The following is a 13,157-nucleotide window of genomic DNA, read 5'->3' on the forward strand; positions in this document are numbered from 1 at the left end:
TCTTTGTGAAATAAAAATGCCAGCCTCAGGGCTGGCATTTTTTTTACGCCGTCAGCCATCATTTAAAATCGACGGCCATTTGCTGGGGGATCGACAGCCCGCGGGTGGTCTCCACGCAGCGGTCGATGTAATCCGTAAAGCGCGGTGGTTTTGGCATTCCCATGCTCAACAGCTTGTCGTTGCTAAAGCGCACGTTCAGCGTGGCGAAGGCGCCATATAAACGCATGGCTTTCAGCATCAGACGTTCATTGCATGGCCCAAAGATCCCTTTCAGTTCACGACGCATTTTGACCAGCGTTTCATAGCTGACCTGGGCGTACTTATCCCCTACCGGGGCCTGCTCCAGGGCCTGGGCCATCGCCCGGTCGATTTCAGCAAACTTCACGCTATTCTCCTCCCCGGCAGAGATGTGCACCACCTCGCCGTGGGCCAGCGGCTGGTTAAGTAGCATCAGCAAGGCATCAGCACAGTAGTCCACCGGGATGACATCGATTCGGTCTTCCATGGAACATAAAAATTTCTGCAGCATCAGCCCCATGCTGAACACCCAGAAAATACTGCTGGAAGGCCGGCAGCCGTGATGAGTATGACCCACCACGATAGAGGGGCGGGCAATGACCAGCGGCAGCGTAGGGCAATGCTGCTGCATCAACTGCTCGATGGTCGATTTCGAATGGGTGTATTCCACCAGGTGCTCAGCGCGTTCCCGAAACTCCGCGCTTTCGGCGACCAGTGAATCCGGCTCAGGTGAGCAGGACATGGCTGTGCCGACGTGCAGAAAGCGCTGTAGACCCTCAACCTGCGCCATCCGTTGCGCCAGGCGCAGCGTACCCTCAACGTTAACCTTCCAGATGAGCGGGTTGCTGCCAAACGAGGCGACAGCGGCGCAGTTGAGGACATGCGTCACCTGATCGAGGCGCGGATCGTTAAGAAAATGCTCCGGAGAGGCGAGATCGCCCAGCAGGATATGCTGCGGGTGAAGCATCGCCAGCTTCTCCTCGGCAATATTGAACTTACGCATGTTCTCTTTGACCCGTTCGAGGCCTGCCTCGGGACTATCAGCACGCACCAGCAGCAGCAGGTCTAACCGGGTTTCCTGATGGAGTATTTTCTCTAACGCGGCACCGCCCAGAAAACCCGTAACGCCGGTAATTAATAATGTGGTCATAAACGCTATCTCATTATGGTTGGTCTGCGGGATTCTAGGCGGGCAAAAGTAAACGACGATTAAATAAAAAAGGGGCCCGTTCAGGGCTTTATTAAGACCAGTTTAAGGTTATTATCACCGGCGAATTGAATTAGACTCTCAGATCAGATAGATAATTCACTCTTTCATGTATCTGTTTGTACATTGCTGTATTTTAAGGGTTTTTGTTTTGATCTCTGAACCTTTTATTTTATCCGGAATGACAGGGATAACATTTTCTGTTACATATTTTCCGCCCACGCGTCAGAATGCTATTTATTTTAATTCTTATCATGCTAATAAACTAAGCCAAAAGAAAAGATTGCTTTTTTAATCAATAATATTATTCCCGACACGGATATTGACGGAGGGGTAAAAAAAGGGATCGCAGCGCAGGACAAGACCTGTGCGCTGAAATCTGCGATAATGGACGTTTATGACCCTAAACAGAGATGACTATGCAGTACCCGATTAACGAGATGTTCCAGACCCTGCAAGGCGAGGGTTACTTCACCGGCGTGCCTGCCATTTTTATTCGTCTGCAGGGATGCCCGGTAGGATGTGCGTGGTGTGACACCAAGCATACCTGGGACAAGCTGGCCGATCGGGAAGTGTCGTTGTTCAGCATTCTGGCGAAAACTAAAGAGAGTGATAAATGGGGTCCTGCAAGCAGCGAGGATCTGCTGGCGATTATTGGGCGTCAGGGGTGGACTGCCCGCCACGTGGTCATTACCGGCGGTGAACCCTGCATTCATGATTTAACGCCGTTAACCTCGCTTCTGGAACAAAACGGCTTTAGCTGTCAGATTGAAACCAGCGGCACCCATGAAGTGCGCTGCAGCCACAACACCTGGGTGACGGTATCCCCTAAAGTCAATATGCGTGGTGGGTATGATGTGTTGTCTCAGGCTCTGCAGCGGGCGGATGAAATCAAGCATCCGGTAGGGCGTGTCCGCGACATCGAAGCGCTGGACGAACTGCTGGAAACGCTGAGCGATGACAAACCGCGGATCATCGCCCTGCAGCCGATCAGTCAGAAAGAAGACGCGACGCGCCTGTGTATCGACACTTGCATCGCCCGCAACTGGCGCCTGTCCATGCAGACGCACAAGTATTTGAATATTGCCTGATAAAAAAGCCCGGCAGCGTACTGACCGGGCTTTTTTTTCGCTTACTCGCCGCGATAGACACAGCCAGCGGTGCAGGTCTCTTTGACCATCACGGCGCTCAGCAGCGGTACCCGCGGTTTCATCTCATCCCAGATCCATTTGGCCAGCACTTCGCTGGTGGGGTTTTCCAGACCGGGGATATCGTTCAGATAATAGTGGTCCAGGCGATCGTATGTCGGCTTGAAGGCGGCCTTCAGCTCGGCAAAATCCATGATCCACCCGGTATGGGGATCGACTTCACCGGTGATCTCCAGACGCACCATAAAGGAGTGGCCATGCAGGCGACCGCATTTGTGTCCTTCCGGGACGTGCGGCAGGTGGTGGGCGGCTTCGAAGGTGAAATCTTTAAACAGCGTGGTGGACATCATTGACTCTCAACAGGACGAAAAAAACCGCCGTAGGGTACCGGAAAGCACATTTTTTCGCATTAACTAAAACGGCCCTGAACAGAAAATGGACACATTTATCTGGGTTATTTGAATTAAATGGTTATATTTCATGTGGTTATTTAATCGATTTTGTTGTTAATAACTACAACTAAAACAGGTTAGTTCATTTGGTTATTTATTATTTCCATCCCTTCTTTAATTGTTACTATCAGCACCGTTACCCTTCTATTCTCTTCTGTTTTTGTCGCGCTGACAGGGTGCGAATAACAGCTTTGCTTACTGGAACAAACGACGCATGACGACACAGGCCACACCTTCCAACTTGCTGCCGCTCAACCCGGAGCAACTGGCGCGCCTTCAGGCGGCCACCACTGACTTCACGCCTACCCAGCTTGCCTGGGTGTCTGGCTATTTCTGGGGCGTGCTGAATCAGCAGTCCGGCGCGGCTGTGGCCGTTCCTGCCCAGGCCGCTGAGGTGCCCTCGATCACGCTGATTTCCGCCTCGCAAACCGGCAACGCCCGCCGCGTCGCCGAAGCGCTGCGCGACGATCTGCTGGCAGCGAAGCTGAACGTGAAGCTGGTGAATGCAGGCGATTATAAATTCAAACAAATTGCTGCGGAAAAACTGCTGGTGGTCGTGACGTCCACCCAGGGGGAAGGTGAGCCGCCGGAAGAAGCGGTCGCATTGCATAAGTTCCTGTTCTCGAAAAAAGCGCCGAAGCTGGACGGGACCGCGTTTGCTGTCTTTGGCCTCGGCGATACTTCTTATGAATTCTTCTGCCAGTCCGGCAAAGATTTCGACAGCAAGCTGGCCGAGCTCGGTGCGGAACGCCTGCTCGATCGCGTCGATGCCGACGTCGAATATCAGACCGCAGCTGCGGAATGGCGCGCACGCGTTGTTGAGGTGCTGAAGGCCCGTGCGCCAGTTGCCGCGCCCGCTCAGCTGGCCACCAGCGGCGGGGTGAACGACATCCATACCAGTCCGTACACCAAAGAGGCTCCGCTGTCGGCGACCCTGTCGGTCAACCAGAAAATCACTGGCCGCGATTCCGAAAAAGATGTGCGCCATATTGAAATTGACCTCGGTGATTCCGGTCTGCGCTATCAGCCGGGCGACGCGCTGGGCGTCTGGTATCAAAACGATCCTCAGCTGGTCAAAGAGCTGGTGGAGCTGCTGTGGCTGAAAGGTGACGAGCCGGTAACCGTTGATGGCAAAACTCTGCCGCTGGCGGAAGCGCTGGAGTGGCATTTTGAACTGACGGTTAACACCGCGACTATCGTCGAAAACTACGCCACCCTGACCCGCAGCGAATCGCTGCTGCCGCTGGTGGGAGATAAAGCTCAGCTGCAGCAGTATGCTGCTGCGACGCCGATCGTCGATATGGTCCGTTTCTCCCCGGCACAGCTGGACGCCGAGGCGTTAATCGGTCTGCTGCGTCCGCTGACGCCGCGCCTGTACTCGATTGCCTCCTCGCAGGCGGAAGCTGAAAGCGAAGTGCATGTCACCGTAGGCGTAGTGCGCTATGAAATTGAAGGTCGCGCCCGCGCTGGCGGTGCCTCCAGCTTCCTCGCCGACCGCGTGGAAGAAGATGGCGAAGTCCGCGTCTTTATTGAACACAACGACAACTTCCGTCTGCCGGCTAACCCGGAGACGCCGGTGATCATGATTGGCCCGGGCACCGGTATTGCGCCGTTCCGCGCCTTTATGCAGCAGCGCGCAGCGGACGGGGCACAAGGCAAGAACTGGTTATTCTTCGGCAACCCGCACTTCACTGAAGATTTCCTCTATCAGGTGGAGTGGCAGAGCTATGTGAAGGAAGGTCTGCTGACCCGTATCGATCTGGCCTGGTCCCGCGATCAACAACAAAAAATCTACGTGCAGGACAAACTGCGCGAGCAGGGAGCCGAGCTGTGGCGCTGGATCAATGATGGCGCCCACATTTATGTCTGCGGCGACGCCAATCGTATGGCGAAAGACGTGGAACATACTTTACTGGAAGTGATTGCCGAATACGGCGCGATGGACGCCGAAGCGGCGGACGAATTTTTAAGTGAGCTGCGCGTTGAGCGCCGTTATCAGCGAGATGTCTACTAATGAGCGAAAAACATCCGGGGCCTTTAGTGGTCGAAGGTAAACTGACCGATGCCGAGCGCATGAAGCTTGAGAGCAACTACCTGCGCGGCACCATTGCGGAAGATTTAAACGACGGTCTGACCGGCGGTTTTAAAGGTGATAACTTCCTGCTGATCCGTTTCCACGGCATGTACCAGCAGGACGATCGCGATATCCGCGCGGAACGCGCCGCCCAGAAGCTGGAGCCGCGTCATGCGATGCTGCTGCGCTGCCGTCTGCCGGGCGGGGTGATCACCACTACCCAGTGGAAGGCGATCGATAAGTTTGCCGCTGACAACACCATTTACGGCAGTATTCGCCTGACCAACCGGCAGACGTTCCAGTTCCACGGTATTCTGAAAAAGAACGTGAAGCCGGTGCATCAGATGCTGCACTCGGTGGGGCTGGACGCGCTGGCCACCGCCAACGATATGAACCGTAACGTGCTGTGCACCTCCAACCCGCATGAGTCGCAGCTGCACGCTGAGGCCTACGAGTGGGCGAAAAAGATCTCCGAGCATCTTCTGCCGCGCACTCGCGCTTATGCCGAGATCTGGCTGGATCAGAAAAAGGTCGCGACTACCGACGAAGAGCCGATCCTCGGTCAAACCTATCTGCCGCGTAAGTTTAAAACGACGGTGGTGATCCCGCCGCAGAACGATATCGATCTGCACGCTAATGACATGAACTTCGTGGCGATCGCCGAAAACGGCAAGCTGGTGGGCTTTAACCTGCTGGTGGGCGGCGGTCTCTCTATCGAACACGGCAACAAGAAAACCTACGCCCGCACGGCGAGCGAATTCGGCTATCTGCCTCTGGAGCATACTCTGGCGGTGGCGGAAGCGGTCGTGACTACCCAGCGCGACTGGGGCAACCGTACCGACCGTAAGAATGCGAAAACCAAGTACACCCTTGAGCGCGTTGGCGTCGAAACCTTCAAGGCGGAAGTGGAGCGCCGGGCCGGCATTAAGTTTGAGCCGATCCGTCCGTACGAATTCACCGGCCGCGGCGACCGCATCGGCTGGGTGAAAGGGATTGATGACAAATGGCACCTGACGCTGTTTATTGAAAACGGCCGCATTCTCGATTATCCGGGGCGCCCGCTGAAGACTGGCCTGCTGGAGATTGCTAAGATCCATAAAGGCGAATTCCGCATCACTGCCAACCAGAACCTGATCATCGCCAGCGTACCGGAAGATCAGAAGGCGCGGATCGAGAAGCTGGCGCGGGATCATGGTCTGATGAATGCCGTTACTCCGCAGCGCGAAAACTCGATGGCCTGCGTCTCCTTCCCGACCTGCCCGCTGGCGATGGCGGAAGCTGAGCGTTTCCTGCCGTCGTTTATCGACAAGGTGGAAGGGGTGATGAACAAGCACGGCGTGAGCGATGAGCATATCGTCACCCGCGTCACCGGCTGCCCGAACGGCTGTGGTCGCGCGATGCTGGCGGAAGTGGGGCTGGTGGGCAAAGCGCCAGGCCGCTACAACCTGCACCTTGGCGGTAACCGCAGCGGCACCCGCATCCCGCGGATGTACCGTGAGAATATCACCGAGTCGGAAATTCTCGACTCGCTAGACGAACTGGTAGGGCGCTGGGCGAAAGAGCGTGAAGCGGGTGAAGGCTTCGGCGACTTTACGGTGCGTGCGGGCATCATTCGCCCGGTGCTCGACCCAGCCCGCGATTTCTGGGAATAACATCCTGGTGCCCGGTGGCGCTTAGCGACCCGGGCCTGTAAAACCCGTAGGCCGGGCAAACGCAGTGCCGCCCGGCATAACAGGCAAACGAGGTTTATATGTCCGTACTCGATCTAAACGCGCTTAATGCATTGCCGAAAGTGGAACGTATCCTGGCGCTGGCGGAGACCAATGCGAAGCTGGAGAAGCTCAGCGCCGAAGAACGCGTAGCGTGGGCGCTGGAAAATCTGCCTGGCGAGTATGCTTTGTCTTCCAGCTTTGGCATTCAGGCGGCGGTGAGTCTGCACCTGGTCAACCAGCTGCGCCCGGATATTCCGGTGATCCTCACCGATACCGGCTATCTGTTTCCGGAAACCTATCAGTTTATCGATGAGTTAACCGACAAGCTCAAGCTGAACCTGAAGGTCTATCGGGCGCAGGAGAGCGCCGCCTGGCAGGAGGCGCGCTACGGTAAGCTGTGGGAGCAGGGTGTTGAGGGCATTGAGAAATACAATGAGATCAACAAAGTGGAGCCAATGAACCGGGCGCTGAAAGAGCTTAACACCCAGACCTGGTTCGCTGGTCTGCGCCGCGAGCAGTCCGGTAGCCGGGCGACCTTACCGGTGCTGGCTATCCAGCGCGGGGTGTTCAAGGTGCTGCCGATTATCGACTGGGATAACCGGACGGTATATCAGTACCTGCAAAAGCACGGGCTGAAATACCACCCGCTGTGGGATCAGGGCTATCTGTCGGTAGGCGATACCCACACCACCCGCAAATGGGAGCCAGGCATGGCAGAAGAAGAGACCCGGTTCTTCGGGCTTAAACGCGAGTGCGGATTGCACGAGGGTTAAGCTGTTAGCGCTTTCTTCGGGTGATAATTCAAGAAGAACACGCGGGTGATACCGCGCGTTCTTTTGTGCGTATCAGCTTTTCTTCTCCACCTTCGCCAGCTCTTTCACCAGCGGCAGCATCACTTTCACTACCTCGCGGCTGCGGCGTTCTATGCGTCCCGGCAGCGCGTGGTCGAGATACTGCTGATTATCAATCTGCACGCTATGCCAGCTGGTGCCGTCCGGGAAGTCACGGGATTTCTGGCGCTGCTGATAGCCATCCTTTTTGCCGAGTGACCAGTTGGTTGCCTCTACCGACAGCACCGGGATCCCCGCGCTGTCGAAGACGCTGGCATCGTTACAGCAGGCAGTGCCTTTCGGGAATTCTGGGTTCAGTCCTGGATTGGTCGCTGCGACAATCCCTTTACTGCGGGCGATAGCCAGCGCGCGGTCGCGGGTAAGCTTGCGCACCGAGGCCGGCGTGCGGCGGCCACTGTTGAAGTAAAGCTTATCGCCCACCACCAGATTATCGAGGTTGATCACCAGCAGGGTATTTTTCTTTTCCGCCTCACTCATGCGCTGCAGCAGATTTTGCGCCCCGAGACGACCTTCCTCTTCACCGCTGGTGGCGATAAAGCGAATGCCATAGCGGGTGGGGATATTCTTTAAATGATCCGCCAGCTCCAGCATCACGCCGAGCCCCATCGCGTTGTCGTCGATTCCCTGCAGCGTCAGGCCGCCAAGGTTGTTCTCCACGTCTTTATCGCTCTGCGGCGCGTAGGTATCGAGGTGCGCCATAATAATGATTTGCTGGCGGGACTGGCCTTCATGGGCGGCGATCACCGTACTGCCGGTGGCGTTATGCCAGTTCTTACGCTGATTGTTATCGGTATAGATGTAGCGGGTATTGAAGCTGCGCACGTCGCTCTGATAACCCATCTGGGCGAACTGCTGGCGGAGGTGCTCGGCTGACAACATCTCGGCTGGCGTTCCGGTCATTCGTCCCGGGAAGACGGTGGCGATATGACGGGCCTGGCTACTGGCGGTGTCGCCCAGCGCGCTGAATGCGGGGGCGGCGGCGAAAACAAAACCGGTGCCGAGCGCCAGAGGAAGCAGACGGCGGCACAACGCGGAAAACATAAGGGGTCCTTACACGAACAAGACAATTTGACGCGTATAGTATGAAACTGTGACCGCGGTTAAACAATTTCAATTGCTCTTAAATAGCGGAAAAATAGCGCGTTAAGCACTTTTTGATATTTGTATTTCCACAGCGTTATTCCTTTGCGTCACAACTCATTCCATTTCGTAATTTCATTTGCTCTTAGGCGCACCCTATAGTCGCAGTATCGCTGATTGTAAGAGAGTTGTTGCGCCGTGGATTACTTGCCCCTTTTTGCCGAACTGAAACAAAGGCCCGTGCTGGTGATCGGCGGCGGTGAGATTGCTGAACGCAAGATTAAATTCCTGCTGCGCGCCCAGGCGCAGGTGCAGGTGGTCGCCGGGACGCTCTCTCCGGCGCTGGCCGATCTGGCGGCGCGCCAGGCGCTTAGCTGGCGGGCGACGGAATTTAGCGAGTCGCTGGTGGATGATGTCTTTCTGGTGATTGCGGCCACGGAGGACGAGGCGCTTAACCAGCGGGTGTTTGCGGCGGCTAACGCGCGCTACCGGTTGGTCAACGTGGTGGATAACCAGGCGCTGTGCTCGTTTGTCTTCCCTTCTATCGTCGACCGTTCGCCGCTGCTGGTGGCGATCTCCTCCAGCGGCAAAGCGCCAGTGCTGTCGCGCATTCTGCGCGAGAAAATTGAAGCGCTGCTGCCGACGAACCTCGGGCGGCTGGCGGAATCGGCGAGCTACTGGCGTAACCATCTGAAAACCCGTCTGACGACCACCGAAGCGCGTCGCCGCTTCTGGGAACGCGTCTTTACCGGCCGCTTTGCCAGCCTGATGGTGGCGGGCAATCATGCGGAGGCGGAAAAGGCGCTGCAGGATGAGCTGGATAAGCCCGAACGCGAGACGGGAGAAATTATTCTGGTGGGCGCCGGGCCGGGCGATGCCGGGCTGCTGACCCTTCGTGGTCTGCAGGCGATCCAGCAGGCGGACGTGGTTTTCCACGACCATCTGGTGACCCAGCCGGTTCTCGAGCTGGTGCGCCGCGATGCCGAGTTAATCTGTGTCGGCAAACGCGCCGGTGAGCACTCGGTGCCGCAGCATGAAACCAATCAGCTGCTGGTGGAGGCGGCGAAGGCGGGGAAAACCGTCGTGCGTCTGAAGGGCGGGGATCCGTTTATTTTTGGCCGCGGCGCAGAAGAGCTGCAGGCTGCCGCCGAAGCGGGGATCCCGTTCCAGGTGGTGCCTGGCGTCACTGCCGCCGCCGGGGCGACGGCCTACGCCGGTATTCCGCTGACCCATCGCGATTATGCGCAAAGCGCCGTCTTTGTCACCGGCCACTATAAGCCGGACAGCGCCCCCTTCGACTGGTCGCTGTTGGCGAAGAGCCAACAAACGCTGGCGATCTACATGGGCACCATGAAGGCGGCAGAAATCAGCGCTCAGCTGATCGCCCACGGTCGCGACAGCACTACGCCGGTCGCGGTGATTTCCCGCGGTACCCGCGACGATCAGCAGACGATAACCGGCACATTGCAACAACTCGAACACCTGGCGAAAGACGCCCCGATGCCCGCCCTGCTGGTGGTGGGCGAAGTGGTGCAGCTGCATCAGCAGCTCGCCTGGTTTCAACATACATCATCCGCCGAGGGGTTTAACTCTTCGGTGGTCAATCTGGCTTAAGGAACGGTTATGGACCAAAAACGACTCACTCACCTGCGGCAACTGGAGGCGGAAAGCATCCATATTATTCGTGAGGTGGCCGCCGAATTTTCTAACCCGGTGATGATGTACTCCATCGGGAAAGATTCCAGCGTAATGCTGCATCTGGCGCGCAAAGCGTTTTATCCGGGAACCTTGCCGTTCCCGCTGCTGCACGTCGATACCGGCTGGAAATTCCGTGAGATGTATGAGTTCCGTGACCATACCGCCAAAGCCTACGGCTGTGAGCTGCTGGTGCATAAAAACCCGGAAGGGGTGGCGATGGGCATCAACCCGTTCGTCCACGGCAGCGCTAAGCATACCGATATCATGAAAACGGAAGGTCTGAAGCAGGCGCTGAACAAATACGGCTTTGACGCCGCGTTCGGCGGCGCGCGTCGCGATGAAGAGAAATCCCGCGCGAAAGAGCGCATCTACTCCTTCCGCGACCGCTTCCACCGCTGGGACCCGAAAAATCAGCGTCCGGAGCTGTGGCACAACTACAACGGCCAGATTAACAAAGGCGAAAGCATCCGCGTCTTCCCGCTCTCCAACTGGACCGAGCTGGATATCTGGCAGTACATCTATCTGGAAAATATTGAAATCGTGCCGCTGTATCTGGCCGCTGAGCGCCCGGTGCTGGAGCGCGACGGTATGCTGATGATGATCGATGATGACCGTATCGATCTGCAGCCGGGCGAAGTGATTGAAAAACGGATGGTGCGTTTCCGTACCCTTGGCTGCTGGCCGCTGACCGGCGCAGTGGAGTCTGAAGCGCAGACGCTGCCGGAAATTATTGAAGAGATGCTGGTATCAACCACCAGTGAACGTCAGGGCCGCGTGATTGACCGCGACCAGGCCGGCTCGATGGAGCTGAAGAAACGTCAGGGGTATTTCTAAGGAGCCGCCATGAACACGACAATTGCCCAACAAATTGCTAATGAAGGCGGCGTAGAAGCTTACCTGCACGCGCAACAGCACAAGAGCCTGCTGCGTTTTCTGACCTGCGGCAGCGTAGATGACGGCAAAAGCACCTTAATTGGCCGTTTGCTGCACGATACGCGCCAGATCTATGAAGACCAGCTGTCGTCTCTGCACAACGACAGTAAGCGTCACGGTACCCAGGGCGAAAAGCTGGACCTGGCGCTGCTGGTGGACGGCCTGCAGGCTGAGCGCGAGCAGGGCATCACCATCGATGTCGCCTATCGCTACTTCTCGACCGAAAAACGCAAATTTATCATCGCCGACACCCCGGGGCACGAGCAGTACACGCGCAATATGGCCACCGGCGCGTCAACCTGCGACCTGGCGATCCTGCTGATCGATGCGCGTAAAGGCGTGCTCGACCAGACCCGCCGTCACAGCTTTATCTCTACGCTGCTGGGCATTAAACACCTGGTGGTGGCGGTCAACAAAATGGATCTCGTCGAGTTTAGCGAAGCGCGCTTCAACGAGATCCGTGAAGATTATCTGACCTTTGCCGAGCAGCTGCCGGGCAACCTCGATATCCGCTTTGTACCGCTGTCGGCGCTGGAAGGCGATAACGTCGCCAGCCAGAGCGCGAACATCCCGTGGTACAGCGGTCCGACCCTGCTGGAAGTCCTCGAAACCGTGGAGATCCAGCGGGTGGTCGAGAGCCAGCCGCTGCGCTTCCCGGTGCAGTATGTTAACCGTCCGAACCTCGATTTCCGCGGCTTCTCCGGCACGGTCGCCTCCGGTACGGTTACCGTTGGCCAGCGTCTGAAGGTGCTGCCGTCGGGCGTCGAATCGAGCGTGGCGCGTATCGTCACCTTCGACGGCGACCTGCAGGAAGCTGCCGCCGGCGAAGCCGTTACCATTGTGCTGAAAGATGAAATCGACATCAGCCGCGGCGACCTGCTGGTTGACGCGCAAGCCTCGCTGCCGGCGGTGCAAAGCGCCAGCATCGACGTGGTGTGGATGGCCGAGCAGCCGCTGACCCCGGGGCAGAGCTACGACATTAAAATCGCCGGGAAGAAGACCCGCGCTCGCGTCGACGCTATCCGCTACCAGGTCGATATTAACAACCTGACCCAACGTGAAGTCGAGTCTCTACCGCTGAACGGCATTGGGCTGGTGGAGCTGACCTTTGACGAACCTTTAGTGCTGGATCCGTATCAGCAAAACCCGGTGACCGGCGGGCTTATCTTTATCGATCGCCTGACCAACGTCACCGTGGGCGCCGGGATGGTCAACGAGCCGCACCTGCAGGCGTCGACCTCGGCATCGCAGTACAGCGCCTTTGAGCTGGAGCTGAACCAGCTGATCCGTAAACACTTCCCGCACTGGGACGCCCGCGACCTGCTGGGAGGCAAATAATGGCCCAGCATGACGAAAACGTCGTCTGGCATGCCCATCCTGTGACCCAGCAGCAGCGGGAACAGCATCACGGCCATCGCGGCGTGGTGCTGTGGTTTACCGGCCTTTCGGGGTCGGGTAAATCCACTGTCGCCGGGGCGCTGGAGGAGGCGCTGCATGAGCGCGGCGTCAGCACCTATCTGTTGGACGGCGACAATGTGCGCCATGGCCTGTGCAGCGATCTGGGATTCAGTGATGAGGATCGCAAAGAGAACATTCGCCGCGTCGGCGAAGTGGCCAGGCTGATGGTCGATGCCGGTCTGGTGGTATTGACGGCATTTATATCACCACACCGCGCGGAACGGCAGATGGTGCGCGAGCGCCTGGGGGAGGGACGCTTCATCGAAGTGTTCGTCGATACCCCGCTGGCCATCTGCGAGGCGCGGGATCCGAAAGGATTGTACAAGAAGGCGCGGGCAGGGGAATTACGCAATTTCACCGGCATAGACTCGGTCTATGAGGCACCGGAAAAGGCGGAAATTCATCTGGATGGTGAACAATTGGTAACAAATTTGGTGCACCAACTATTAGACCTGCTGCAACAGAGCGATATTATCAGATCCTGAAACGGCAGCGGCATCGAGGGGTGCCGGTTGCCCGGTCTACA

11 protein-coding genes are annotated in these 13,157 nt (G+C 57.2%); 8 read left to right on the plus strand and 3 right to left on the minus strand.

What is annotated here, in order from left to right:
* Positions 1-58: 58 nt before the first annotated feature.
* Positions 59-1,168 carry an SDR family oxidoreductase gene (locus tag CWM57_RS07220; RefSeq protein ID WP_074387736.1) on the minus strand — a complete coding sequence of 370 codons (1,110 nt, stop codon included), beginning with the start codon at positions 1,166-1,168 and terminating at the stop codon, positions 59-61.
* A 476-nt stretch (positions 1,169-1,644) separates the two neighbouring features.
* On the opposite strand from CWM57_RS07220, the gene queE reads away from it, so the two are divergent.
* Positions 1,645-2,316, plus strand: a complete 672-nt coding sequence (gene queE, locus CWM57_RS07225; RefSeq protein WP_008806241.1) for a 7-carboxy-7-deazaguanine synthase QueE — start codon at positions 1,645-1,647, stop codon at positions 2,314-2,316.
* 41 nt (positions 2,317-2,357) lie between these two features.
* On the opposite strand, the gene queD is transcribed toward queE, so the two are convergent.
* Positions 2,358-2,723 carry a 6-carboxytetrahydropterin synthase QueD gene (queD, locus tag CWM57_RS07230; protein WP_004174641.1) on the minus strand — a complete coding sequence of 122 codons (366 nt, stop codon included), beginning with the start codon at positions 2,721-2,723 and terminating at the stop codon, positions 2,358-2,360.
* Positions 2,724-3,039: 316 nt separating this feature from the next.
* Here queD and cysJ point away from each other — a divergent pair, with 316 nt between their 5' ends.
* The 3 genes from cysJ to cysH all read left to right on the plus strand — a co-directional run bounded on the left by cysJ (position 3,040) and on the right by cysH (position 7,384).
* Positions 3,040-4,839, plus strand: coding sequence for an NADPH-dependent assimilatory sulfite reductase flavoprotein subunit (gene cysJ / locus CWM57_RS07235; protein ID WP_100631344.1), 1,800 nt, complete (start codon positions 3,040-3,042; stop codon positions 4,837-4,839).
* The gene (gene cysI, locus CWM57_RS07240; protein WP_061153512.1) at positions 4,839-6,551 is read left to right on the plus strand and encodes an assimilatory sulfite reductase (NADPH) hemoprotein subunit; all 1,713 of its coding nucleotides are present in this window, start codon (positions 4,839-4,841) and stop codon (positions 6,549-6,551) included. Before cysJ ends, cysI begins: the two co-directional genes overlap by 1 nt.
* Before the next feature lie 98 nt (positions 6,552-6,649).
* Positions 6,650-7,384, plus strand: a complete 735-nt coding sequence (cysH, locus tag CWM57_RS07245; protein WP_008806238.1) for a phosphoadenosine phosphosulfate reductase — start codon at positions 6,650-6,652, stop codon at positions 7,382-7,384.
* A 72-nt stretch (positions 7,385-7,456) separates the two neighbouring features.
* On the opposite strand, the gene CWM57_RS07250 is transcribed toward cysH, so the two are convergent.
* The gene (locus CWM57_RS07250; RefSeq protein WP_100675838.1) at positions 7,457-8,503 is read right to left on the minus strand and encodes an aminopeptidase; all 1,047 of its coding nucleotides are present in this window, start codon (positions 8,501-8,503) and stop codon (positions 7,457-7,459) included.
* 246 nt (positions 8,504-8,749) lie between these two features.
* Here CWM57_RS07250 and cysG point away from each other — a divergent pair, with 246 nt between their 5' ends.
* Genes cysG through cysC form a run of 4 tightly spaced genes read left to right on the plus strand, consistent with a single transcriptional unit; the run spans position 8,750 to position 13,116 of the window.
* Entirely contained in the window at positions 8,750-10,156 is a 1,407-nt protein-coding gene (gene cysG / locus CWM57_RS07255; RefSeq protein WP_162678252.1) for a siroheme synthase CysG, read from the plus strand.
* Positions 10,157-10,165: 9 nt separating this feature from the next.
* Entirely contained in the window at positions 10,166-11,074 is a 909-nt protein-coding gene (cysD, locus tag CWM57_RS07260) for a sulfate adenylyltransferase subunit CysD (RefSeq protein WP_061153518.1), read from the plus strand.
* A 9-nt stretch (positions 11,075-11,083) separates the two neighbouring features.
* Positions 11,084-12,511: a sulfate adenylyltransferase subunit CysN gene (cysN, locus tag CWM57_RS07265; protein WP_074387740.1), complete on the plus strand. Its 1,428-nt coding sequence runs from the start codon at positions 11,084-11,086 to the stop codon at positions 12,509-12,511.
* The gene (cysC, locus tag CWM57_RS07270) at positions 12,511-13,116 is read left to right on the plus strand and encodes an adenylyl-sulfate kinase (RefSeq protein ID WP_002915158.1); all 606 of its coding nucleotides are present in this window, start codon (positions 12,511-12,513) and stop codon (positions 13,114-13,116) included. Before cysN ends, cysC begins: the two co-directional genes overlap by 1 nt.
* The last annotated feature ends 41 nt before the right edge of the window (positions 13,117-13,157 follow it).

Source organism: Klebsiella sp. G-Nf4, from assembly GCF_002810615.1.
Taxonomy (GTDB): Bacteria; Pseudomonadota; Gammaproteobacteria; order Enterobacterales; family Enterobacteriaceae; genus Klebsiella; species Klebsiella variicola.